Raw genomic sequence first — 22,064 nt, forward strand, 5'->3', positions numbered from 1 at the left:
TCCTTATGTAAAGAATCGTTGCGGCATGCGTTGTCCGGGCGCAATCGCATACGCATGGGACAAGGCCGCATGGCAATAGGCTTGCGCCAGATCAAGCGCTTCCGGCAGCGCCTGCCCCAGCGCCAGTTGCGCCGCAATGGCCGAGGCCAGGGTGCAGCCGCTGCCGTGAAACTCGCCGGGCAGCCGGGGCCAGCGCCACTCGCGCTCGCCGCCTTCGGCGCCGAACCAGCGGTTGATGACCGTCGCGCCTTCGCCATGGCCGCCCGTCACCAGCACGTGCCGGCAGCCTTGCGCAAGCAGGTTGTCTGCTCCACCGAGGACCAGCGCTTCCGGCCCGTTCGGCACCATCACGGTCGTCACCGGCAGCAAGGGTGCCAGCGCCAGCACGGCGTCGTCCCGGCTGAGCACGTCGCCATGGCCGCTGGCCAGCACGGGATCGAGCACCACGGGCAAGTCCGGCCGGGTTTGGCGCAATTGCGCGATCAGCTGCGCGATGACGGCCGCATTCGCCGCGCTGCCGGGAATGCCGATTTTCACGGCATGAATCGCCATCTTGGCTATCAGCGCCTGCGCTTGCCGGCGCAGCAATTCCGGCGCCACAGGCTCGACAGCAAACACGCGGTCATTGTCCTGCACCGTCAACGCCGTCACGACGGGCAGCGCATGCGCGCCCTGCGCCGCAATGGCGATAATATCGGCGGCGATGCCGGCGCCGCCCGAAGGATCGACGCCGGCAAACACCAGCACCGTCGACAACGTTGGCACCATCACGCCAGGCGGCCCGCCATCGGCGACGATGGGGAAGCGGCAAATTTGCGCGGCATGCGCCCCGCCAGAAACGCTTCGCGCCCGGCCCGCACGGCCAGTTTCATGGCACGCGCCATGCGCACGGGGTCGCCCGCGCCGGCGATGGCCGTATTCATCAGCACGCCATCGCAACCGAGTTCCATGGCGATGGCCGCATCCGACGCCGTGCCCACGCCCGCGTCGACGAGCACGGGCACTTTGGCCTGGTCGATGATCAGCGACAAATTCCACGGGTTCAGGATGCCCATGCCCGAGCCGATCAGCGAGGCCAGCGGCATGACGGCCACGCAGCCGATGTCTTCCAGAATTTTCGCCTGGATGGGATCGTCGCTGCAGTAGACCATCACGTCAAAGCCATCCTTGACCAGCGCTTCGGCGGCAATTAACGTTTCCGGCATGTGCGGAAACAGGGTCTTTTCATCGCCCAGCACTTCCAGTTTCACCAGATTGCGCCCGCCCAGCAGCTCGCGCGCCAGCTGCAGCGTGTAGACGGCATCTTTCGCGTTGTAGCAGCCGGCCGTGTTCGGCAAAATCGTGTACTGGTCCGGCGGCACGAAGTCGAGCAGGCTGGGCGCGTTCGGGTCTTGCCCGATATTCACGCGGCGAATCGCCACCGTGATGATCTGCGCCTCGGCAGCGTCCGTCGCTTCGCGCGTCTGCGGCAAATCCTTGTACTTGCCGCTGCCCACCAGCAAGCGCGATTGATATTGCTTGCCTGCGATGGTCAGCAGGTCGTCATGTGTTGCGGTATTCATGTGCTTTTCCTTGTCTATTCTCAACTCAACCGCCGCCAATCGCGCGTACAATTTCCACTTGGTCCTGGGTTTCCAGTACCCTGTCCTGCCACGCCTTGCGCGGCACGACGTTGCGGTTGACGGCCAGCGCCAGCGCCTGGTTTTCCAGCGACAGCGCGGCGATCAATTGGTCAAGTGTCTGCCCCGGCGGCACCTGGTGCGGCGCGCCGTTGAGCGTGATGGATATCAATGCAGGCATCACGCTCTCCTTCAGACCTTGCGGTACAGCTCGGCGCCGTTCTTGATGAACTCGATGGCCTTGATTTCCATGCCCTGCTTGAGCGCCTTGTCTTCCGCGATGCCCATGCCGGCCGCGTATTCGCGCACTTCCTGCGTGATCTTCATCGAACAGAAATGGGGGCCGCACATGGAGCAGAAATGCGCCACCTTGGCCGAATCCTTGGGCAAGGTTTCATCGTGGAATTCGCGCGCCTTGTCCGGGTCCAGGCCGATGTTGAACTGGTCGTCCCAGCGGAATTCGAAGCGGGCTTTCGACAGGGCGTTGTCGCGGATTTGCGCGCCCGGATGGCCTTTCGCCAGGTCGGCCGCGTGCGCCGCGATCTTGTACGTGATGATGCCATCCTTGACGTCTGCCTTGTTGGGCAAGCCCAGGTGTTCCTTCGGCGTCACGTAGCACAGCATGGCCGTGCCGTACCAGCCTATCATGGCCGCGCCGATGCCCGAAGTGATGTGGTCGTAGCCGGGCGCGATGTCGGTGGTCAACGGTCCCAGGGTGTAGAACGGTGCTTCGCCGCACTGTTCCAGCTGCAAGTCCATGTTTTCTTTAATGAGTTGCATGGGTACGTGGCCCGGGCCTTCGATCATTACCTGTACATCGTGCTTCCAGGCAACCTGCGTCAGCTCGCCCAGGGTCTTCAGTTCGCCCAACTGCGCTTCGTCATTGGCGTCGTAGATGGAGCCGGGGCGCAAGCCGTCGCCCAGCGAGAACGACACGTCGTAGGCCTTCATGATTTCGCAGATTTCTTCGAAATGCGTGTACAGGAACGATTCCTGGTGGTGCGCCAGGCACCATTTCGCCATGATGGAGCCGCCGCGCGAGACGATGCCCGTCAGCCGCTTGGCCGTCATCGGCACATAGCGCAGCAGCACGCCCGCGTGGATGGTGAAGTAGTCGACGCCCTGCTCGGCCTGTTCAATGAGGGTGTCGCGGAAGATTTCCCAAGTTAAATCTTCGGCCTTGCCGTTGACCTTTTCCAGCGCCTGGTAGATGGGCACGGTGCCAATCGGTACGGGACTGTTGCGCACGATCCATTCGCGCGTTTCGTGGATGTGCTTGCCGGTGGACAAGTCCATCACGTTATCGCCGCCCCAGCGGATGGCCCAGGTCATCTTTTCCACTTCCTCGCCGATGGAAGACGTCACGGCGGAATTGCCGATGTTTGCGTTGATTTTCACGAGGAAATTGCGGCCGATAATCATCGGTTCGACTTCCGGGTGATTGATGTTGGCGGGAATGATGGCGCGGCCGCGGGCGATTTCCTCGCGCACGAATTCCGGCGTGATCTCGGCCGGGATGCTGGCACCGAACGACTGGCCCGGATGCTGGCGGCCCATCAGGTCGGCCAGGCGTTCGCCCATGGGGCCGGAAGCCTTGAGTTCGCGCAAGTATTCCTGACGGCGCATGTTTTCGCGGATGGCGACGAACTCCATTTCCGGCGTGATGATGCCTTGGCGCGCGTAATGCATTTGCGTCACGTTCTTGCCGGCAATGGCGCGGCGCGGCTTGCGGTGCAAGTTGAAACGCAGCTCGGCCAGCTTCGGGTCCGCCAGGCGGGCGATGCCGTAGTCGGAGGTGGGGCCGGGCAATTCTTCCGTGTCGGCCCGCTCCATGATCCACGGCAGGCGCGGCGTATCGAGGCCCGAGCGGATGTCGATGTTCACGTCCGGATCCGTGTACGGGCCGGAGGTGTCGTACACGTAGATGGGCGGATTCTTTTCGCCGCCGAACGACGCTTCCGTGTCGGACTGGCTGATTTCGCGCATGGGCACGCGGATGTCGGGACGGCTGCCTTCGACGTAGATCTTGCGCGAATTGGGCAGCGGCGCGATGGCAGCTTCGTCGACCGTGGCGGTGGCGGAGAGGAATTTCGGGTTGGCGTTCATTTTGGCTCCTTGGCTAGACTATTTTTAAGCCTGGAGCCAGCTAAGGAGGTTCGGAATTACGCACGCGGAAAAGCGGGGTGCAGTCATCCTAAAGCTTCCCTTCGCTGGCATTATCCAGATCAGGTTCGGAGGGTATTTCTCACCCGCGCTTGCACTGTGTTTCCACAGCGAAAGGCAGGACCCCTAGCGTTTGCCGCCTTGCGGCAGCGAGCCAATTATACGCGGTTCGCGCCGCGTGGCCAGATGATTTCTTGCCGGTGTCGTGTTTGCGCATCTGCTGCAATGCAGCAGACGGCGTCACGCTTATTTCTTCTTGCCCCAGCGCCAGCTGGTCGGTTCGCCCTTGCGCTGGCAGATGAAAATGAGCACGGCCACAATGGCCGCTTCATACACGATGTAAGCGACCAGCATGGTTTGCGGCGGGAACAGGAAGGCGCCGCAGGCGAACAGCGCCAGCGCGGCCAGGAACACCAGCCAGCCCTGCCAGGTGATGGGCAAGCCCCAGCCCCAGCCATAGGTCTTGGCGGGGAACCAGTAGGAGGGAGATTTGTCAGTCATGATTTTTCCTGGTCTGTATCGATGGCACCAAGTATAAATCAACGGTCGGCAATCAAACAGCGCGATGGCGCTCCGTGACATCGAGGCCGATGCCGCGGTAGCCGATGAAGCGGCTGCCATTGTCGAACATCGGTTCGCCGCTGACCTGCAGATACTGCGTGCTGCCGTCCAGGTTGGCGCGGCTGTAGATGAAATCGAGAAACGGTTCGCGCGCGGCGATCTTGGCGTCGAGCAAGGCGCGCTCGGCGGCATTCCAGCGCTGCGGCTCTTCCTCGCTGCCGATGCCCAGCATTTCAGCCACGGGGCCGGAAAAGCGCGTCAAATTGCCCTGCGCATCCTGCTCCCAGTACCAGTCGGACGACAGTTCCGTGAAGCGCTGGAAGCGCGCTTCGCTTTCGCGCAACTCCGCCGTGCGGTCTTCCACCATCTGTTCCAGCGATTTGTTGTATTCGGCCAGCTTCTGGTACAGCAAGCGCACTTCCAGCATGTTGTGGATGCGCGTCTTGACTTCCACCAGGTCGAAGGGCTTGCTGACGAAATCCTTGGCGCCCGCCTGCAGGGCGCGCAGCTTGTGGCCGGGCTGGGCCGTAATCACCAGCACGGGCAGGTAGCTGCCCGCCTCGAGGTCGCGCAAGCCTTCCATGACTTCGAAACCATCCATTTCCGGCATCTGCAAGTCGAGCAGGATCAGGTCGTAGCGGTGCTGCTGGTGCAGCGCGCGCACGGCTTGCGGGTCCATGGTGGACGTGATGCGCGTGTAGCCGGCATTGCGCAGCACCTGTTCCAGCAGCATGACGTTCGCCTCCTGGTCGTCGACGATGAGGATGCTGGCGTTCAGGATCTCGGTGGCTTGAAGCATGGCGGTATTCCTAAAATTGAGTGCTGAATTAGCGTATTGCGTGAGTGTCGTCGGCCAGGCCGTGCGCGGCTGCATGGTGCAGGGCCACGTCGAGCGCGTCCATGAATTCGACGACCTTGATCGGCTTGGTCAGATAACGGAAGAAGCCCGCTTGCAAGCCTTTTTCGATGTCGCGCGGCACGGCGTTGGCCGACAGGGCCATGACGGGAATGTGGCTGGTGAGGGGATCATCATGCAGGATGTGCAGCGCGCCGTAGCCGCTGATGCCGGGCAAGTTGATATCCATCAAGATCACGTCCGGCTGGTAGGTGCGCGCCAGGTCGATGCCCAGGTGCGCATCGATGGCCGTCAGCAACTTCAAGTCGCTGCGGCGGGCGATCAATTGCTCGACCAGCGCCAGGTTGGCGGGATTGTCTTCCACGTAGAGCAAGGTGCGCAGGCTTTCCTGCGGCTCCTGCACCTGCGGCAGCGCGTCGCCGTCGCCCAGCACCAGTTCCGGCGCGCTGCTGGCGGCCAGCTCGAACCAGAACGTGGTGCCCACGCCGACGGCACTGTCGACGCCGATGGTGCCGCCCATCAATTCGACCAGTTGCTTGGTGACGACGAGGCCGATGCCCGTGCCCTCTTCCGTGCTGTTTTCCTGTCCCAGGCGATTAAACGGCTGGAACAGCTGCGCCACCTGGGCCGCGTCGAGGCCGGCGCCGCTGTCGCGCACGCTCACGCGCACCTTGTCGCCATGCCCGCTGCATTCGACGGTGACGGCGCCGCCGCCCTGGTTGTACTTGATGGCGTTCGACAGCAGGTTGATCATCACCTGTTTCACGCGCGTGCGGTCCGCATGCACATAAAAAGCCTTGCCGCAGCGGGGGAAATGCATGCGGATGCCGCGCTTTTCCGCCTGCGGCGCGATCATGGCCTGGCAATCCTGCAGCACGTCGAGCAGCGACATCGCTTCCTGCGACAGGGTGACCTTGCCCGATTCGATCATGGCCAGGTCGAGGATTTCATTGATCAAACGCAAGAGATACCAGCCGCCCTTGAGGATTTGCTCGATCGAGCGCTGCTGCGGCGGGCTCGGCGGCGGCACGTCGGACGCCATCAGCTGGGCGAAACCCAGCACGGCGTTCAGGGGCGTGCGCAATTCATGGCTCATGCTCGAGAGGAATTCGGACTTGGCGCGGTTGGCCTTTTCCGCCACCAGGCGCGCCTTCTTCAGCTCGGCATTATTGGTCTCGACCAGCGAGCGCGTATACGCCTGCTGTTCGCGCAGGCGCTGGTCCAGCAGCGCCTGTTCCGCCTCGACCTGCTTGCGCACCGTGTTATCGGTGCCGATCAGCAGATAGCCGATGACCTTGCTCTGCGCATCGCGCAAGGCCGTCACGGAAACGATGGCGGGGAAACGGCTGCCATCGTTGCGGATATACGTCAGTTCATAGATGTCTTCGATGCCGCGCGTGGCCTTGAACACGAGCGCTTCCACGCCCGGCGTGATGGGCGTGTCGAGTTCGGCGCTGAGGGCGGCCGCGCGGGCGACGATTTCTTGCGCGTCGGAAATACCGGCCGGCGTCAGCTTGTCCACCACGTCGCTGGCCGCATAGCCGAGCATGCGTTCGGCGCCCACGTTGAAAATCTGGATCACGCCCTGCGCATCGGTGGCGATGCACGAGAAATTGGCGCTGTTAAAGATGGCATCCTGCAGGGCGCCCGCCTTGAGCAACTGGCGCGGCAGGCTGGCCGCCACGGTGCGCCGGTACAGCGCCACGAGCAGCATCAGCAGCAGGAAGACCAGTGCGTCGATGACGCAGGCCGTCTCGAACGGCGCGCGCCAGGCCAGCGCGCCGACGGCCAGCAGGGCGATGGCGCTGAACGAAAACGCCAATGCCATGGGCCAGCGCGACGGGGCGCGGTTAGGGTTATTTTCAACTGAGTGCATGGGTAGCCTGGGCTATGACAACAATAAAGGGGACGGAAATGCGGCGCCTAGCGGCCTTGGCGCTGGCGCACGTCCGACAGCAGGCGCGCGAATTCCTTCTTCACCACGCCATAGCATTCGCACACATTGCCTTCGAGGCCGGCGCGGTCCTGCACCGTGATATGGCCGCGCCGATAACTGATGAGGCCGCGCTGCTGCAGGCGCCCCGCCGCTTCCGTCACGCCTTCGCGGCGCACGCCCAGCATGTTGGCGATCAGTTCCTGCGTCATGGTCAGCTCGCGGTTCGGCAGGCGGTCCATGGTCAGCAGCAGCCAGCGGCACAATTGCTGTTCCACCGTATGGTGGCGGTTGCATACGGCCGTCTGCGACATTTGCGTGATCAGGGCTTGCGTATAGCGCAGCAGCAAGCGCATGACGGGTCCGGCGCGGTCGAATTCTTCCATCAGCAGATGGGCCTTGAGCCGGTAGCCGACGCCGCCCGTCTGCACGACGGCACGGCTCGGTGTCGAGTTGCCGCCCATAAATAGCGACACGCCCACGATGCCCTCGTTGCCGACGCCGGCAATTTCCGACGAGCCGCCGTTTTCCAGCAGGTAATGGATGGAAACGATGGCCGTGGTGGGAAAGTACACGTGCTGCAGCTTGTCGCCCGAGTCGTAGATCACGTCGCCCAGCAGCATGGAGACTTGCTCCAGATGGGGAGCCAGGCGCGCGAAATCGGCGTCGAGCATGGCGGCGAGCAAATGGTTTTGATTCGGGTTGTGCAGCTGGGCATGCGGACTCGACATGGGCAGGTTTCCTGGTTTCCAGTCGTCAGCTAGGGGGTGTATGAAAGGCGTCCGAACGAGGGTCGCCATGGTGTGCAGCGTAACACACTGCTTGCACGGTGGACCGACTATATTTCTTGTTGGCATGACTGTCCGTTCGGTAGCGAACGGACGCTGCATCGCTGCGCGCCCTACAGTCAATCACTGCCAGGGCTGCCCGATCACGGATCGGTAGCGGTGCTGCTTACCGGACGCCATCATGCAATCATTCTTCAAGCGCATCTCCATTTCCGTCTCCACCTCGGCCCTGATCACCCTGGCGGTCGGCCTGTGCCTGACGGCGCTGTGCTATGTCTCGGCGCGGCAGATCGAAGCGGAAAGCGCCAGGGTGCTGCTGCAATACCACGCCAGCGGCCATGCGCTGAGTGCGGCCATGCTGCCCGCGCATGGGCTGACCCTGGATGCAAACCGCCGCGGCTCGCTGTACGTGTTGCTGGGTGGAATATTATCGAGCCTGCTGGCCACGGCCTATGTGTACCAGCTGGTGTCGCGCAATTCCGTGATTGCCCGCATCACGGGCGAACGCACGGCGGCCTTGCAGTTTGCCAATTTGCGCCTGTCCGAGGATATCGCCGCGCGCATGCGCAATGAAAAGTCGCTGCGTTTGCGCGAACGCATCATCGAAGTCTCGGACAATGCCATCATCCTGTGCAGCGCCGACGCGCCCGGCTACCTGATCGAATACGTCAATCCCGCCTTCGAGCGCATCACGGGGTACGCGGCCGGCGAAGTCATCGGACAGCGACTGGAAGACCTGCAGGGGCCGGAACATGCGCGCCAGGACATGCATGCCATCAGCGCGGCCTTGAACGAACAGCGCGAAGGCAAGGCCATCGTGCGCAATTTCCGCAAGGATGGCAGCACGTACTGGAGCGAGCTGTTCGTGGCGCCCGTGCGCGACGATGGCGATGGCGCCGTCAGCCACTTTGTCGTAGCGCAATACGACATCAGCACCGTCATGCGCTTCGAGCAGGAACTGGAATTCCAGTCGCGCCACGATATCCTCACGGGCCTGGCCAACCGTTTATTGCTGCGCGAACGGCTGGAACAGGCGATGGCCGTGGCGCGCCGCAGCACCCTGCCCCTGTGGGTGGTCTTCATCGACCTCGACCGCTTTAAATTCGTCAACGACACCCTGGGCCACGACGCGGGCGATACCCTGCTGAAACTGATCGCCGACCGCCTGCGCGCCGCCACGCGCGAAGTCGATACGGTGGCGCGACTCGGCGGCGACGAATTCGTCCTGCTGCTGCCGCAACACGCCAACAGCGACCCGGGCCAGCTCATCCTGCAGCGCGTGCTGGACGCCGTGGCCCAGCCGCTGCTGGTGGGCGGCCATGAATTCTTTCTCACGTGCAGCATGGGCGTGGCCACCTATCCCGACGATGGCGACAGCGCGGAAACCCTGATCAAGCATGCCGACATCGCCATGTACCGGGCCAAGGAGCAAGGCCGCAACCACTGGCAAAGCTACGCGCCGGCCATGAATGCCAGCATGCTGGCCCGGCTGAACCTGGAAAGCGAGTTGCGCCATGCGCTCGAGCGTGGCCAGTTCCACCTCGTGTACCAGCCGCAGGTGCAGCTCGACAGTGGCAAGATCGTCGGCATGGAAGCGCTGCTGCGCTGGCGCCACCCCACCCTGGGCGCCATCGCGCCCGGCGAATTCATCCATCTGGCCGAAGAAATGGGCTTGATCGTGCCCATCGGCGCCTGGGTGCTGCACACGGCGTGCGCGCAAGCGAGGGCGTGGCAACGGGAGGGACTCGGCGGCTTGCGCCTGGCCGTCAATTTGTCTGCGCGGCAATTCCGGCAAAGCGGCTTGCTGCAATCGGTGCGGGAGATACTGGCCGTGACGGGCCTGGAAGCGCGTTTCCTGGAGCTGGAATTGACGGAAAGCATGATGATGCAGGATGTGGAACAGGCGATCGCCACCATGGGCAAGCTCAAGGCATTGGGCTTGCAGCTGTCGATCGACGACTTCGGCACCGGCTATTCCAGCCTGGCGTACCTGCGCCGCTTCCCCATCGACGTATTAAAAATCGACAAATCCTTCGTCAGCGACCTCACGCACAGCGACGACGACGCGGCCATCGTGCAAGCCATCATCGCGCTGGCGCACAGCCTGCGCCTGAAAGTGATTGCCGAAGGCGTGGAAACGGCGCAGCAGCTGGCCTTCCTGCGCCAGCACGGCTGCGACCAGATGCAGGGCTATCTGTTCTGCCGTCCGCTGGCCGCGCCCGCCTTCGAGGAATTATTACGCCAGGGCAGCACCTTGCCTGCCCTGGCGATGGGTTGAGCAGGCCTTAAAACGCGTGGCGCAAGCCGACGTTGAAGGCGCGGTTGCCCGTGCCCACTTCCGTGGCGTTGCCCACCATGTAGGCGGCATCGTTGCGGTTGCGGATGTGCGCGTAAGCAACATACACCTTGCTGCGCTTGGACAAGGCGTACGTGGCGCCGATGGCCAGCTGCTGCGCGTCGCGGTTGGCCGCATCGCGGTCATCCTTGCGCACATACGAGGCCAGCAAGGTCGTCGCACCGAGCGGCACGGACACGCCGACGATGGCGTCGCGGCTGTCGTTCGACGCGGTGGGCGCCTGCGCCGCGCCATATGGGTTTTCCGCGAAGAACATCGAGCTGCCCTCGCCCGTGTTGCGGCCATAGCCGGCAAACGCCGTGGCCACGCCGAAGTTGTAGTTACCCGCAAGAATGGTGTTGTTCGCGTCGGCCTTGCCCGGCTCGCCGGCACGGCTCTGGCGCGCCAGGCGCAGGGTCAAAGGACCGTTGACATAGCCCAGGGACAGGCCCAGCGAACGTTGATCTGCCACAACACCCGTATGTTCGCCAAAGCCGTACATCACCGTGGCGGTGACGCCGCGCAGCTCGGGCGAGGTGTAGCGCACGGTATTGTCGATGCGCGTGGCCGAGTAGCCGGCCAGGTTGGTCGCCGCGCCAGCAAAGCCGCCTTCGAAGGGGTCGGCCACGTCCGTCAGCGCCTGGCTTTGCAGGTTGTACTGGCGGCCCACGGTCAGCATGCCCAGCGGGCTATTGAGGCCGACAAAGGCCTGGCGGCCGAACAATTGGCCCGCCTGGTCCGAGCGGCCCGTGTCGCTCAGGACGCCCGCTTCCAGGGTGAACACGGCTTGCAAGCCATTGCCCAGCGCTTCCGTGCCGCGCAAGCCCAGGCGCGAACCGGCCGAGATGCCGCTGGTGAGCTTGCTGACGTCGCCTTCCTGCACCAGGCCCGCATCCATCAGGCCATACACTTCAACAGACGACTGGGCGTGGGCGGCAGGCAAGGCGCCCAGGGTGGTAGCAAGGCCGGCAACGATGGCGATTTTTTTCATGATGATTTCCTTGTAAAAGCGACACCAGGAAAGCGGCGGCCACGGCAAGGCCACAGGCGGCAAGGCGCCATGCGGGGGATGCCGTATCAAAAGACGACGCGCCGGACAACAGATCCTGGCTAAGCTGTGGCGGCAGCGGCGTGCAATGGAGGCGCCGCTTTGATTCCGCCGTGAATGGTGCACCGCTGGCGGTGCGCGTGGCTCAGGCGCCCGGCCCGAAGGGGACGCTCTGAAGGTGGCTGGCATCGCTGATGCGCTGGCCTTGAGACGCGGACGAGTGCTGGATATGAAACGTTATACAACCGCGTCTGCAGGCGCCGTCCGCAAGGGTGGGGCAGGAGGCGCCGAGGCCGGCATTGTAGCATCGGCAGCGCCCTTATTCCCGTTCTGTTGCAGGAAAACGACTCGCCAGGCCGCCAAAACACGGCCATGCGGCCGCGTTCACTTCAGCTTGTCGTACAACAACATTTGCCCGTCGCGATCCCAGGCCAGTTTGCCATCCTCAATGCCGATGACGGCGTGGAAATCGCGCATGCCCGTGTGCGGCGGATACAGCGCAAAACGCAACAGGCCTTGCCGGGCCGGCACTTTCACCGTGGTAAAGCCCGTTTCCGGATGGGACAGCACCAGGTGGCGCAGCGGCCCCGCAAACGGCACCTGCCACGGCTGCGTGCCGCTGACGCCGTTGGCAAACGCGGGCGCATCGCCCAGCGCCGCCAGAGCGATATCGGGCACGGCCTCGCCGCGATATTCGACGATGATGCGGGCCGGGCCCGTGGTGGCGTCGCCGGAGCGCGGCGGCAACAGCGCAAAGGACGCATCGGGCGAGGCCCCATCGCCCTGCAGCAGCAGTTCGCCGTCCAGCACCGACCAGCGCCCCTGCGCCGCTTGCTCATCGGCGCCGTACAGCATCCGGTAACTGAAACGCCCGTCGGCGCGCAGCACGATGTGCGACGCGACCTCGGCCCTGTGCCCCAGCGCATAGCGTCCCGGCAAGCGCCGTTGCAGCGCCAGGTCGCCAGCCTTGTCCTTGTGCGCGGGTGCAGCGGCAACCTCGGCGGGCGGCACCTGCCAGCCGCCTGCCGCCAGGATGGCCAGCATGTCATTGCGCCCCGCGGCGCGCAGCGCGCTCCAGTCCTGCGGCGCGAGTTGGCGCAGGCTGCCGGCCAGGCGCGGCAGGCGCGCAGCGAAGCGCTGGCCCAGCCAGCCGGCAAGCATGTGCTTCGGTTCGTCGGCAAAGGCGGCGATCAGGCGCGGCGCCATGGCGGGGTCGCACTGTTGCGGCGCGGCGGCAAAGCCATGCTTGAGCAACAAGTTCCAATACGCATCGGACGCGTGCAAGGCAATGTTGACCAGGTTCGGCGTGTCCGGCAGGCATACCTTGTCCAGCGACAGCGTCGAGCCGCGCGTGACGAGGGCCAGCATATCGGGATTGAGGCTGGCGGCGGCCAGGTCCAGCGCGCCACCCCATGGGTGCCCTGTGCTTACCTCGATCCGCGCGCCGCGCGCGAGGAACAGGCGCGCGGCCTCGGTGTTGCCATTGAGAATGGCCTGTTCCAGCGCGCTCTTCTGATTGGCACCGCGCCAGTTCGGGTCCAGCCCCAGGTCCAGCAGGTGCGGCAGCAGGTCGTCGCGCCGCGCGCGCAGCGCCTGCCGCAGCACCACCGCATCGCCCGGCGCGCGCCGCACACCGTCGGCACGCCGCAACATGCCGTGCTCCAGCAACAGCGGCGCCAGTGCGCGCTGCGGCGACTGCACGGCGAGCAGGGCCGCGTTCAAGCCCAACTGGCTGGCCGGCAAGCCGGCTGCCAGCATCAGGCGCACCCGCTCGACGCCGGCCGCATTGCGCACGGCACGCAGCGCCTCGTCCAATGGCGACCACTGGATGTCTGCCAGCGGCTGGCGCGCCGCCACGGCCGCCAGCAGCAATGTCAGCACCGTATTATTTTCCGGCGTCGGCGGCAGTTTCAGCGCCAGCCGCAATACGGGGAACTCGCCGCCCAGCGGATCGGCACCCAGGCCCAGCAGCAGCTTGACCATCGCCGCGTCGCCATTTTCGACGGCCGCCAGCAAGGGCGGACGATAACCGTCGCTGACGACGGGCGCGCCCATCGCGGCCAGGCGCGTGACCCAGTCCGGCCGCTGGCTGCGCACCGCATGCCACAGCAGCGTCTCCGTTTCCAGGTGCAGCGCATCGAGCGTCGCCAGCGCTCTCCAGTGCGACTCTTCGGCTGCGGGGCCGACTTGCTGCCATGGCATGCCGGGCACCACCAGCTGGCGCAGCACGTCGTCGGACGCCGGCTGATGGTTGTACATGGCGCGCATCGCCGCGTCGAGCCAGCGGTCCTTTCCTTTAGCATCATGGCGGGGCACGCGCTGCTTGAGCCAGTCCAGCGCGCCGGCGTTGCCCGCTTCGGCGGCGTAGGCGTACAGCGACTTGCCCTTGTCGTCGATAGACGGCGTGGTGCCGGTGGCCAGCATTTTATCGAGCACTTCGGTGCCGCGCGTCTGACCCAGCAAGCGGCTCCAGAGCATGTCATCGGCCAGCGGCCGCTCGGCTGGCCGGGCCGCGCCGTCTTTCTCCGTCTTTTTCTGTGAATGGCGCAGCTCCGCCATCTGCTGGTCGCCCACCAGATAGGGCATGCCCGAACCGGCGTCCAGCAAGGCGATCATGTTCGCCGTACGCTGATCCGCGTCGAGCAATTCCGGCAGCGTGCCCGCGGCTTCCTGCTGCAGCGCGTATTCCAGCGGCGCCAGCGTGTCATTTCCGGCGCCGTAGTGCCGGACATCGGCGCCATGGGCCAGCAACAGGCGCACCATCGCGGCGTTGCCATACATGGCCGCCAGGTGCAGGGGCGCGACGCGACTGCCCCCGGTGCCTTCGCCGACCGGCACGCCGCGCTGCAACAGCAGCGTCATCATGCGCAGCCTGGCCGGCAGCAGCGCGGCGTGCCGCCCGCGTTGCGCCTCGCGGTGCGCCCGCCGCTGCACCTGTTGCAGCAGAGCGTCGTCCAGACGCGGTTGCGCCTTCTGCCATGCTGATTCGGCTTCGACCAGGCTGTACGCGGGCAAGATCAAGGCGTGCAGCAAGGTGCGCTCGCCGATCCGGTAGGCGCCCGGCTCGGCGACGCCGGCCAGCAGTTTGCCGAAGGCGGCTTCATCGCCCTCGCTGGCAGCGTCGAACAGCGCCGTCACCTCGGGCGTCGGCGGCAGCTTGTCGCGCGCCTCGCGCACATAGTGGATCAGGCGTTCCATGCCGTGCACCGAGACCTGCGGCAGCGGCATGCCCACCTTCCACGCCCGCGCCAGCTGATCCGCCTCGGCGTTTTGCGCCGCGTTCATCGCCTTTGCCCAGCCGGCCACGCTGGCGGCGGCCCCCTGCTCTCCGCCCGCCGCCGCCAGCTGGCTCAGCATGGAAGCGAGCACATAGTCCTGCGGCACGCCCCGATCCATGCCGTACATCACGGCCAGCTGCAGCTGGGCCTTGGCGTGGCCGCTTTCGGCGGCCTTGCGCAGCCAGCGGGCGGCCTGCATGTTATCGAGGCCGCCTGCCTCGTTGCAGCACAGCTTGCCCAACTGGTAGGCGGCGTCCATGTCACCACCCTCGGCGGCGCGGCGATACCACTCCTCGGGCGCGCGCCGCCCCGTCAGCGACGTCGCAGGCAGGGGCGCGCCGCGCTTCCAGCGCTTGGCCAGACGCTGCGCCTCGTCGACCTGGTCCGGCGACATCGCGCGGCGACGCGCCGGCAGATACGTCTCCAGCTCGGCCGCGCCGCGCCATTCCTTGTCTTGCAGCGCCAGCAGCCTGAGCGCATACGACACCACCCTGTCGGCCGGCACGCCTTCGCCCCGTTCATACATTTGCGCCAGTTGCGCCATCGGTTCGCCGGCGCCCTGCGACGCCAGGCGGCGCAGCCAGGGCAGCGCGCGCGCTGGATCCTTCATGCTGCCCGACCAGCTCGTATACAAGGAAACCAGTTTCTCCTGCGCAAGGCGATCGCCCCCATTGGCCGCCAGCAGATACCAGCGCCCGGCATCGGCATCGCTGCGCGCCACGTCCGAACATCGCTCCTCGCCCATGTAGATATCGCCGAGAACCTTTTGCGCCTTGATATTGCCGCCCAGTGCCGGTCCGTGCAATTGGGCCACGGCGTCAACGCAGCGCCCGCGCTGGAAAGCCGCCATCCCCTCCGGAACGCCGGCGCACGCGCCTCCGGCAGCCAATCCTGCGCCGAACACGGCCAATTGCCACAATTTTTTCATGATTGCCTGAATATTTAAATAATATTGCAAAGATGATAGCTTGAAAAAAATACAATGAGGCAATATTGCGCAATCGTGCGCGGCTTTTCGGGCCATCCAGGCCTGCTATTTGCTGCGCATGCTTTATGCACCCCTTATAATGGTTCCTTTTGCCAATCACACGCCAAATCATGGAATTAGCCAAGTCTTTCGAGCCCGCCGACATTGAACAATTCTGGCGCACCGAGTGGGAACAGCGCGGTTACTTCACCGCCACCCTCGATGCGGGAAAACCTTCCTTCAGCATCCAGTTGCCGCCGCCGAACGTCACCGGCACCCTGCACATGGGCCATGCGTTCAACCAGACCATCATGGATGGCCTGACCCGCTACCACCGCATGCTGGGCCACAACACGGCCTGGATACCGGGTACCGACCATGCGGGCATCGCCACGCAAATCGTCGTGCAGCGCCAGCTGGACGCGCAAAAGATTTCGCGCCATGACCTGGGCCGCGAGAAATTCGTGGAAAAAGTGTGGGAATGGAAAGAAAAATCCGGTTCCATCATCACCGGGCAAATGCGCCGCCTGGGCGCCTCGGCCGACTGGCAGCGCGAATACTTCACGATGGACGAGCCGCGCTCGAAAGTCGTCACCGACGTCTTCGTGCGCCTGTTCGAGCAAGGCCTGATCTACCGCGGCAAGCGCCTGGTCAACTGGGATCCCGTGCTGGGCACGGCCGTGTCCGACCTGGAAGTGGTGTCCGAGGAAGAAGACGGTTCCATGTGGTACATCAAGTACCCGCTGGCCGACGGCAGTGGTTTCCTGACGGTGGCGACGACCCGTCCTGAAACCATGCTGGGCGACGTGGCCGTGGCCGTCGATCCGACGGACGAGCGCTACACGGCGCTGGTGGGCAAGATGCTGAAATTGCCGTTGACGGACCGCGAAATCCCCATCATCGCCGACGAATACGTCGACAAGGAATTCGGCACGGGCTGCGTGAAGATCACCCCCGCGCACGACATGAACGATTACGCCGTCGGCCAGCGCCACAAACTGGCGCAGATCGTCATCCTGACCCTGGACGCGAAGATCACGGACGACGCACCCGAAGCGTATCGCGGCATGGACCGCTTTGCCGCGCGCAAGCAGATCGTCGCCGACCTCGACGCGCAAGGCTTGCTGGAACAGGTCAAGCCGCACAAGCTGATGGTGCCGCGCGGCGACCGCACGGGCGTCGTCATCGAGCCGATGCTGACGGACCAGTGGTTCGTCGCCATGAGCAAGCCGGCCCCCGAAGGCACTTTCTTCCCCGGTAAATCGATCGCGGAAACGGCACTGGACAAGGTCGCCAACGGCGAAATCAAGTTCGTGCCGGAAAACTGGAGCACCACCTACAACCAGTGGCTCAACAACATCCAGGACTGGTGCATCTCGCGCCAGCTGTGGTGGGGCCATCAAATCCCGGCGTGGTACGACGACAAGGGCAATATCTTTGTTGCGAAAACGCAAGTCGAAGCGGAAGCCAAGGCGCTGGCCGCCGGCAGCACGGGTCCCTTGAAGCGCGACGACGACGTGCTCGACACGTGGTTCTCGTCGGCCCTGGTGCCGTTCTCGACGATGGGTTGGCCTGAAGAAACGCCGGACATGAAGGCCTTCCTGCCCTCGTCCGTGCTGGTCACGGGTTTCGACATCATCTTCTTCTGGGTCGCGCGCATGGTCATGATGACGGCGCACTTCACGGGCAAGGTGCCGTTTGAAACCGTCTACGTGCACGGCCTGGTGCGCGACTCGACGGGGCAGAAGATGTCCAAGTCGAAGGGCAACACCCTGGACCCGATCGACCTGATCGACGGCATCGACCTGGAAGGCTTGATCGTCAAGCGCACCACGGGCCTGATGAATCCGCGCGACGCGGAAAAGATCACCAAGGCGACGCGCAAGGAATTCCCGGAAGGCATTTCGGCCTACGGCACGGACGCCGTGCGCTTCACCATGGCCAGCTATGCGTCCTTGGGCCGCAACATCAATTTCGACCTGGGCCGCTGCGAAGGCTACCGCAACTTCTGCAACAAGATGTGGAACGCCACCCGTTTCGTCATGATGAACACGGAAGGCAAGGATTGCACGGCCAACGATGTTGATCTGTCGCAAGCGGACAAGTGGATTATCTCGCTGCTGCAAAAGGCGGAACTGGACGTGGCCAAGGGCTTCGAGGACTTCCGTTTCGACAACATCGCCGCATCGATCTACAAATTCGTGTGGGACGAGTATTGCGACTGGTACCTGGAAGTAGCCAAGGTGCAAGTACAGCAAGGCACGGAAGGCCAGCAGCGCGCCACCCGCCACACCCTGCTGCGCGTGCTGGAAGTGGTGCTGCGCCTGGCCCATCCGATCATTCCGTTCGTCACGGAAGCCCTGTGGCAGAGCGTTGCGCCGCTGGCCGGCAAGCTGCCGACGCCAGAAGGCGAGCCCAAGGGCGTGTCGATCATGATGCAGCCGTATCCGATCGCCAACACCGACAAGATCGACGAGTCGGCCGAAGCGTGGATGCAGCAGCTGAAAGCGTTGACGGACGCGACGCGCAACCTGCGCGGCGAAATGCAGATTTCGCCATCCGTACGCGTGCCGCTGATCGTCGAAGCGGGCAATGCGGCGGAAAAGGCCGCGCTGGCCTCGTACGCACCGTACATCCAGTCGCTGGGCAAGCTGGCCGACGTGCAGATCGTCGATGCGCTGCCGGACTCGCCTGCGGCCGTCGCCATCGTCGGCACCACCAAGCTGATGCTGAAAGTGGAGATCGACGTGGCGGCCGAACGCGAGCGCCTGGGCAAGGAAATCGCCCGCATCGAAGCGGAAATTGCCAAGGTCAACAGCAAGTTGGGCAATGAAAGCTTTGTCGCGCGCGCTCCGGCTGCCATCGTTGCGCAAGAAAACGAGCGTTTGCTCAGTTTTTCGGCGACAATTGAAAAACTGCGCGAACAGTTTGCTAAACTAGCCAGCGCATAAGGCAAGTTTGGAAGGATTGCGCGGCGTCATCCGTGACGCCGCGCAGGACCGCTGGTCTTGCCTTGGTATATAACTGTTCGTGACCCGATCAAAAAAACCATTGGAGACTAGCAATGCATAAAATTTTCAAAGCAAGCGTCACAGCAAGCATCATGATGGCCGCCCTGGCCATCGCCGGCAGCGCCGCCGCGCGCGACGGCAACTACACCCCTGTCGGCACGTGGAAAACCATCGACGACGCCAGCGGCAAGCCGAAATCCCTCGTCGTCATCACGGAAAACAATGGCGTCTTGCAAGGCAAGATCGACAAGCTGTTCCGTGGCCCGAATGAAGAGCAAAATCCCAAGTGCGACAAGTGCACGGGCGCCAACAAGGACCAGCCCATCATCGGCCTGGTGATCCTGTCCGGCCTGAAATATGACGGCAAGGAATGGACGGGCGGCGAAATCACGGACCCGGCCAGCGGCAAGGTCTACAAGAGCAAGGCCGAACTGATTGAAGGCGGCACCAAGCTGCAAGTGCGCGGCTATGTCGGCGTGCCGATGTTTGGCCGCTCGCAAACGTGGGTGCGCGAAGAGTAATCAACGCACGCCCTGCCCTGATGAAGCCGGCCATGCGCCGGCTTTTTTGCGTCCGCAAGCCCGCCCTGCTGTTGTTTTTCAGGCCGAATCGCTCCCTTTTGAACCTATCTGCAAGCGCCAGCAGCCTATGCGCGCCACCGAACATACTTGAAGTTTCCTAAATGAAATAGTGCATGCCTGTGACGCCATCGCCCTGTAGCGAAGGGCGGCATGGCTCTGCCGGATGACCTCATCCGCGGATGCCCGGCAATGATTGCCATGCACAAAGGAACTATATGAATCTCTTCAAGCGATTTTTGAGCCCGCTGCTCATCCCGGCCGGTTTGCTGGCCATGGCGGCTCTTGCCGGTTGCGGCGGCGGCGACCAGGGACGCGATCCCATCCTCGGCTTGCCGGGCGCCACCTTGTCCAGCCTGGCCGTCACGCCAGCCACGGCCACGGTCGCCATCGGCGCCGGCCAGCAATTCACGGCCATCGCCACGTATAGCGATGGTTCTTCGCAAGACGTCAGCGCCAAGGCGGCCTGGACGTCGGCCACGCCGGCCAGCGCGACCGTCAATGCCTCCACGGGCTTGAGCACCGGCATCGTTGCCGGCAACAGCAACATCAGCGCCGCGTTTGGCGGCAAGAGCGCGGCGGCGCAACTGACCGTCTCGCCGGCGACCTTGCTGTCGATCGCCGTCACGCCGCAAAGCCCCGTCGTGCCAGTGGCCGCGACGCGCCAGCTGGCCGTCATTGCCACCTACTCGGACAACAGCACCGCTGACGTCACGGCCGGCAGCAGCTTCCTTGCCGCCACGCCCGCTTTCGCCACCGTCGCCAGCAATGGCCTCGTCACCGGCGTTGCCTTTGGTTCCAGCGTCATGAACGCCAGCTTCAACGGCAAGACGGCCAGCACCACCGTCACCGTGCCGGCCGCGACCATCGTCAGCATCGCCGTCACGCCGGCCACCGCCAGTGTCGCTGTCGGTGCCCAGCAGCAATTCGTTGCCACGGCAACGTATTCGGACAGCTCGAATGCCATCATCACCAACAGCGCCAGCTGGACTTCGGGCAGCGTCGCCAACGCCACGGTATTGAACACGGGCATCGCCACCGGTGTTGCCGCCGGCACCAGCAGCATCACGGCCACGGCCGGCGGCCAGTCGGGTAGCGCGCTGCTGACCGTCACGGCAGTGGCCATCCCGCCCGTCCTCAACCCGATCGTCCTGGGCCGCGCGGCGCCGTTCGGCGTGCTGGCCGGCACTTCGATCACCAACAACTCGGGCGGCACCACCTTGATCACGGGCGACGTCGGTGCGCCATCGCAAACGGTCGATCCGACCCAGGCGGCCGGTTTTACCAATTACAAGTCGGGCGCCATCCTGGCCGGCGCCATGACGGATTTGCAAGCAGCGATCACGGACGGCAATAGCCGGACTTGCGACGTCAGCTTTGCCGGCGGCATCGACCTGGGCGGCCAGACCTTCGGTCCCGGCGTGTATTGCTATGCGGGCGCCATCAGCATCACGGGTACCTTGACCCTGAACGGTCCCGGCGTGTACATCTTCCGCACGGCGTTGACGCTCGATTCGACCGTCAATTCGGTGGTGGCCCTGAACAATGGCGCCACGGCCGACAACGTCAGCTGGCTGCCCGTCGGCCCGACCACCCTGGCCGCGAACAGCGTCTTCAAGGGCAATATCCTGGGCCAGTCCGCCGCCATCACGGTGGGCGACAACACGACCCTGCTCAATGGCCGCGTGCTGACGGCTGCTGCCGTTACCCTGCGCAACAACCAGATCACCAAATAAACGGGACATGACCATGACTATCGCACACACACTGGGCGCGCTGAGCGTGATGGCCGGCGCCTTGCTGGCGGCACAATCGGCACAGGCGCAGGACAACACCTTCATCAACCCGGACTGGGCCAACAGCGCCTGGTACATCGGCGCGGGCGTGGGCCAGTCGCGCGCCACCATCGACGAGCCACGCCTGCGCGCCAGCCTGGCCGCCAACGGCGAGACGGTCACCGGTTTTACCAAGGACCAGCGCGACACCGGCTATAAATTGTTTGTTGGCCGGCAACTGAACCAGTATTTCGCTGTAGAAGCCGGTTACTTTGACCTGGGCAAGTTCGACTTCAAGTCGACCACCAGCGGCAACGGCGTACTCAACGGCGAAGCGGGCTTTCGCGGCGTGAACCTGGACTTGCTGGGCCAGCTGCCGCTGTCGCAGCGTTTGTCCCTGCTGGGCCGTGTCGGCATGCATTACACCAAGACGAACACGGAATTCAGCGGCAACCGCCTGCTGGGTTCGACGAACACGCATGCCAGCGAGCGCAAGCTCAATGCCAAGCTGGGCCTGGGCCTCGAATACAAGTTCAGCGAAGCGCTGGCCCTGCGCGGCGAAGTCGAGCGCTACCGCCTGAACGACGCCGTCGGCAACCGCGGCGATGCGGACCTGTATTCCGTCAGCCTCGTGTATAAACTGGGCCGCCCGGCCAGCGCCACGCCAGCCTACCAGCCGGTGCCGGTGGCATTGCCACCCATCAGCGAAACCATGCCGGCCCCTGCGGCCGAGGTGAAGCCGGCGCCCGTCTCGGAAAAAGTGTCGTTTGCTTCCGAAGCGCTGTTTGATTTCGATCAATCGACGCTCAAGCCGCAAGGCAAGGCGGCGCTGGACCAGTTGGTCGGCCAGCTGACCGGCATGGACCTGGAAGTCATCGTCACGGTCGGCCATACGGATGCCGTCGGCCCCGATGCCTACAACCAGAAACTGTCGCAGCGCCGCGCCGAAGCCGTCAAGGCTTACCTGGTGGCGCAAGGCGTGGAGACGAGCCGCGTCTACACGGAAGGCAAGGGAGAAACCCAGCCCGTAGCCGACAACACGAGTGCCGCCGGGCGCGCCAAGAACCGCCGCGTGACGGTGGAAGTCGTGGGGACACGCAAAGTCATGCGCTAGATCAAACTGGCGCGTAAAAAAACCGGCTTGTTAGCCGG

General features: G+C 64.2%; 15 protein-coding genes and 1 riboswitch. Of the genes, 5 read left to right on the forward strand and 10 right to left on the reverse strand.

The features are described from left to right. Positions 1 to 3 precede the first annotated feature (3 nt). From thiD to AC07X6_RS08050, 8 genes are all read right to left on the reverse strand, one after another. The gene (gene thiD, locus AC07X6_RS08015) at positions 4 to 768 is read right to left on the reverse strand and encodes a bifunctional hydroxymethylpyrimidine kinase/phosphomethylpyrimidine kinase (RefSeq protein ID WP_494790663.1); all 765 of its coding nucleotides are present in this window, start codon (positions 766 to 768) and stop codon (positions 4 to 6) included. Continuing rightward, complete coding sequence (locus tag AC07X6_RS08020; RefSeq protein WP_494790605.1) at positions 768 to 1,562, reverse strand: thiazole synthase; 795 nt, start codon at positions 1,560 to 1,562, stop codon at positions 768 to 770. The genes thiD and AC07X6_RS08020 overlap by 1 nt, the downstream gene beginning before the upstream one ends. A 25-nt stretch (positions 1,563 to 1,587) precedes the next feature. Further along, a complete protein-coding gene (gene thiS / locus AC07X6_RS08025) occupies positions 1,588 to 1,791 on the reverse strand; it encodes a sulfur carrier protein ThiS (RefSeq protein ID WP_215406019.1) in 204 nt (67 codons plus the stop codon). Positions 1,792 to 1,811: 20 nt separating this feature from the next. Next, positions 1,812 to 3,725, reverse strand: a complete 1,914-nt coding sequence (thiC, locus tag AC07X6_RS08030; protein WP_494790606.1) for a phosphomethylpyrimidine synthase ThiC — start codon at positions 3,723 to 3,725, stop codon at positions 1,812 to 1,814. Positions 3,726 to 3,804: 79 nt separating this feature from the next. Next, positions 3,805 to 3,920, reverse strand: a riboswitch (TPP riboswitch). Between the two features lie 108 nt (positions 3,921 to 4,028). After that, positions 4,029 to 4,283, reverse strand: a complete 255-nt coding sequence (locus AC07X6_RS08035) for a hypothetical protein (RefSeq protein WP_230541563.1) — start codon at positions 4,281 to 4,283, stop codon at positions 4,029 to 4,031. A gap of 52 nt (positions 4,284 to 4,335) precedes the next feature. Continuing rightward, on the reverse strand, positions 4,336 to 5,142 hold the full coding sequence (locus tag AC07X6_RS08040; protein ID WP_494790607.1) for a response regulator: 807 nt from the start codon (positions 5,140 to 5,142) through the stop codon (positions 4,336 to 4,338). 28 nt (positions 5,143 to 5,170) lie between these two features. After that, positions 5,171 to 7,075, reverse strand: coding sequence for a hybrid sensor histidine kinase/response regulator (locus AC07X6_RS08045; protein WP_494790608.1), 1,905 nt, complete (start codon positions 7,073 to 7,075; stop codon positions 5,171 to 5,173). 47 nt (positions 7,076 to 7,122) lie between these two features. Continuing rightward, positions 7,123 to 7,863 (reverse strand): Crp/Fnr family transcriptional regulator, encoded by a 741-nt coding sequence (locus AC07X6_RS08050; RefSeq protein ID WP_076568319.1) that lies wholly within the window; start codon positions 7,861 to 7,863, stop codon positions 7,123 to 7,125. A gap of 238 nt (positions 7,864 to 8,101) precedes the next feature. Here AC07X6_RS08050 and AC07X6_RS08055 point away from each other — a divergent pair, with 238 nt between their 5' ends. Further along, the gene (locus AC07X6_RS08055; protein ID WP_494790609.1) at positions 8,102 to 10,198 is read left to right on the forward strand and encodes a putative bifunctional diguanylate cyclase/phosphodiesterase; all 2,097 of its coding nucleotides are present in this window, start codon (positions 8,102 to 8,104) and stop codon (positions 10,196 to 10,198) included. Positions 10,199 to 10,205: 7 nt separating this feature from the next. Here AC07X6_RS08055 and AC07X6_RS08060 read toward each other — a convergent pair whose 3' ends face one another. Both AC07X6_RS08060 and AC07X6_RS08065 read right to left on the reverse strand, forming a co-directional pair. Further along, complete coding sequence (locus AC07X6_RS08060; RefSeq protein ID WP_494790610.1) at positions 10,206 to 11,246, reverse strand: porin; 1,041 nt, start codon at positions 11,244 to 11,246, stop codon at positions 10,206 to 10,208. Positions 11,247 to 11,687: 441 nt separating this feature from the next. After that, a complete protein-coding gene (locus AC07X6_RS08065) occupies positions 11,688 to 15,509 on the reverse strand; it encodes a hypothetical protein (RefSeq protein WP_494790611.1) in 3,822 nt (1,273 codons plus the stop codon). A gap of 170 nt (positions 15,510 to 15,679) precedes the next feature. Here AC07X6_RS08065 and AC07X6_RS08070 point away from each other — a divergent pair, with 170 nt between their 5' ends. The 4 genes from AC07X6_RS08070 to AC07X6_RS08085 all read left to right on the forward strand — a co-directional run bounded on the left by AC07X6_RS08070 (position 15,680) and on the right by AC07X6_RS08085 (position 22,026). Then, positions 15,680 to 18,499, forward strand: a complete 2,820-nt coding sequence (locus tag AC07X6_RS08070) for a valine--tRNA ligase (RefSeq protein ID WP_494790612.1) — start codon at positions 15,680 to 15,682, stop codon at positions 18,497 to 18,499. 113 nt (positions 18,500 to 18,612) lie between these two features. Then, entirely contained in the window at positions 18,613 to 19,080 is a 468-nt protein-coding gene (locus tag AC07X6_RS08075) for a DUF2147 domain-containing protein (protein ID WP_230541570.1), read from the forward strand. 275 nt (positions 19,081 to 19,355) lie between these two features. Further along, complete coding sequence (locus tag AC07X6_RS08080) at positions 19,356 to 20,873, forward strand: ice-binding family protein (protein ID WP_494790613.1); 1,518 nt, start codon at positions 19,356 to 19,358, stop codon at positions 20,871 to 20,873. A gap of 13 nt (positions 20,874 to 20,886) precedes the next feature. Further along, positions 20,887 to 22,026 (forward strand): OmpA family protein, encoded by a 1,140-nt coding sequence (locus AC07X6_RS08085; protein ID WP_494790614.1) that lies wholly within the window; start codon positions 20,887 to 20,889, stop codon positions 22,024 to 22,026. Positions 22,027 to 22,064: the final 38 nt, after the last annotated feature.

The organism is Janthinobacterium sp. GW460-12-1-14-LB5 (assembly GCF_059423585.1).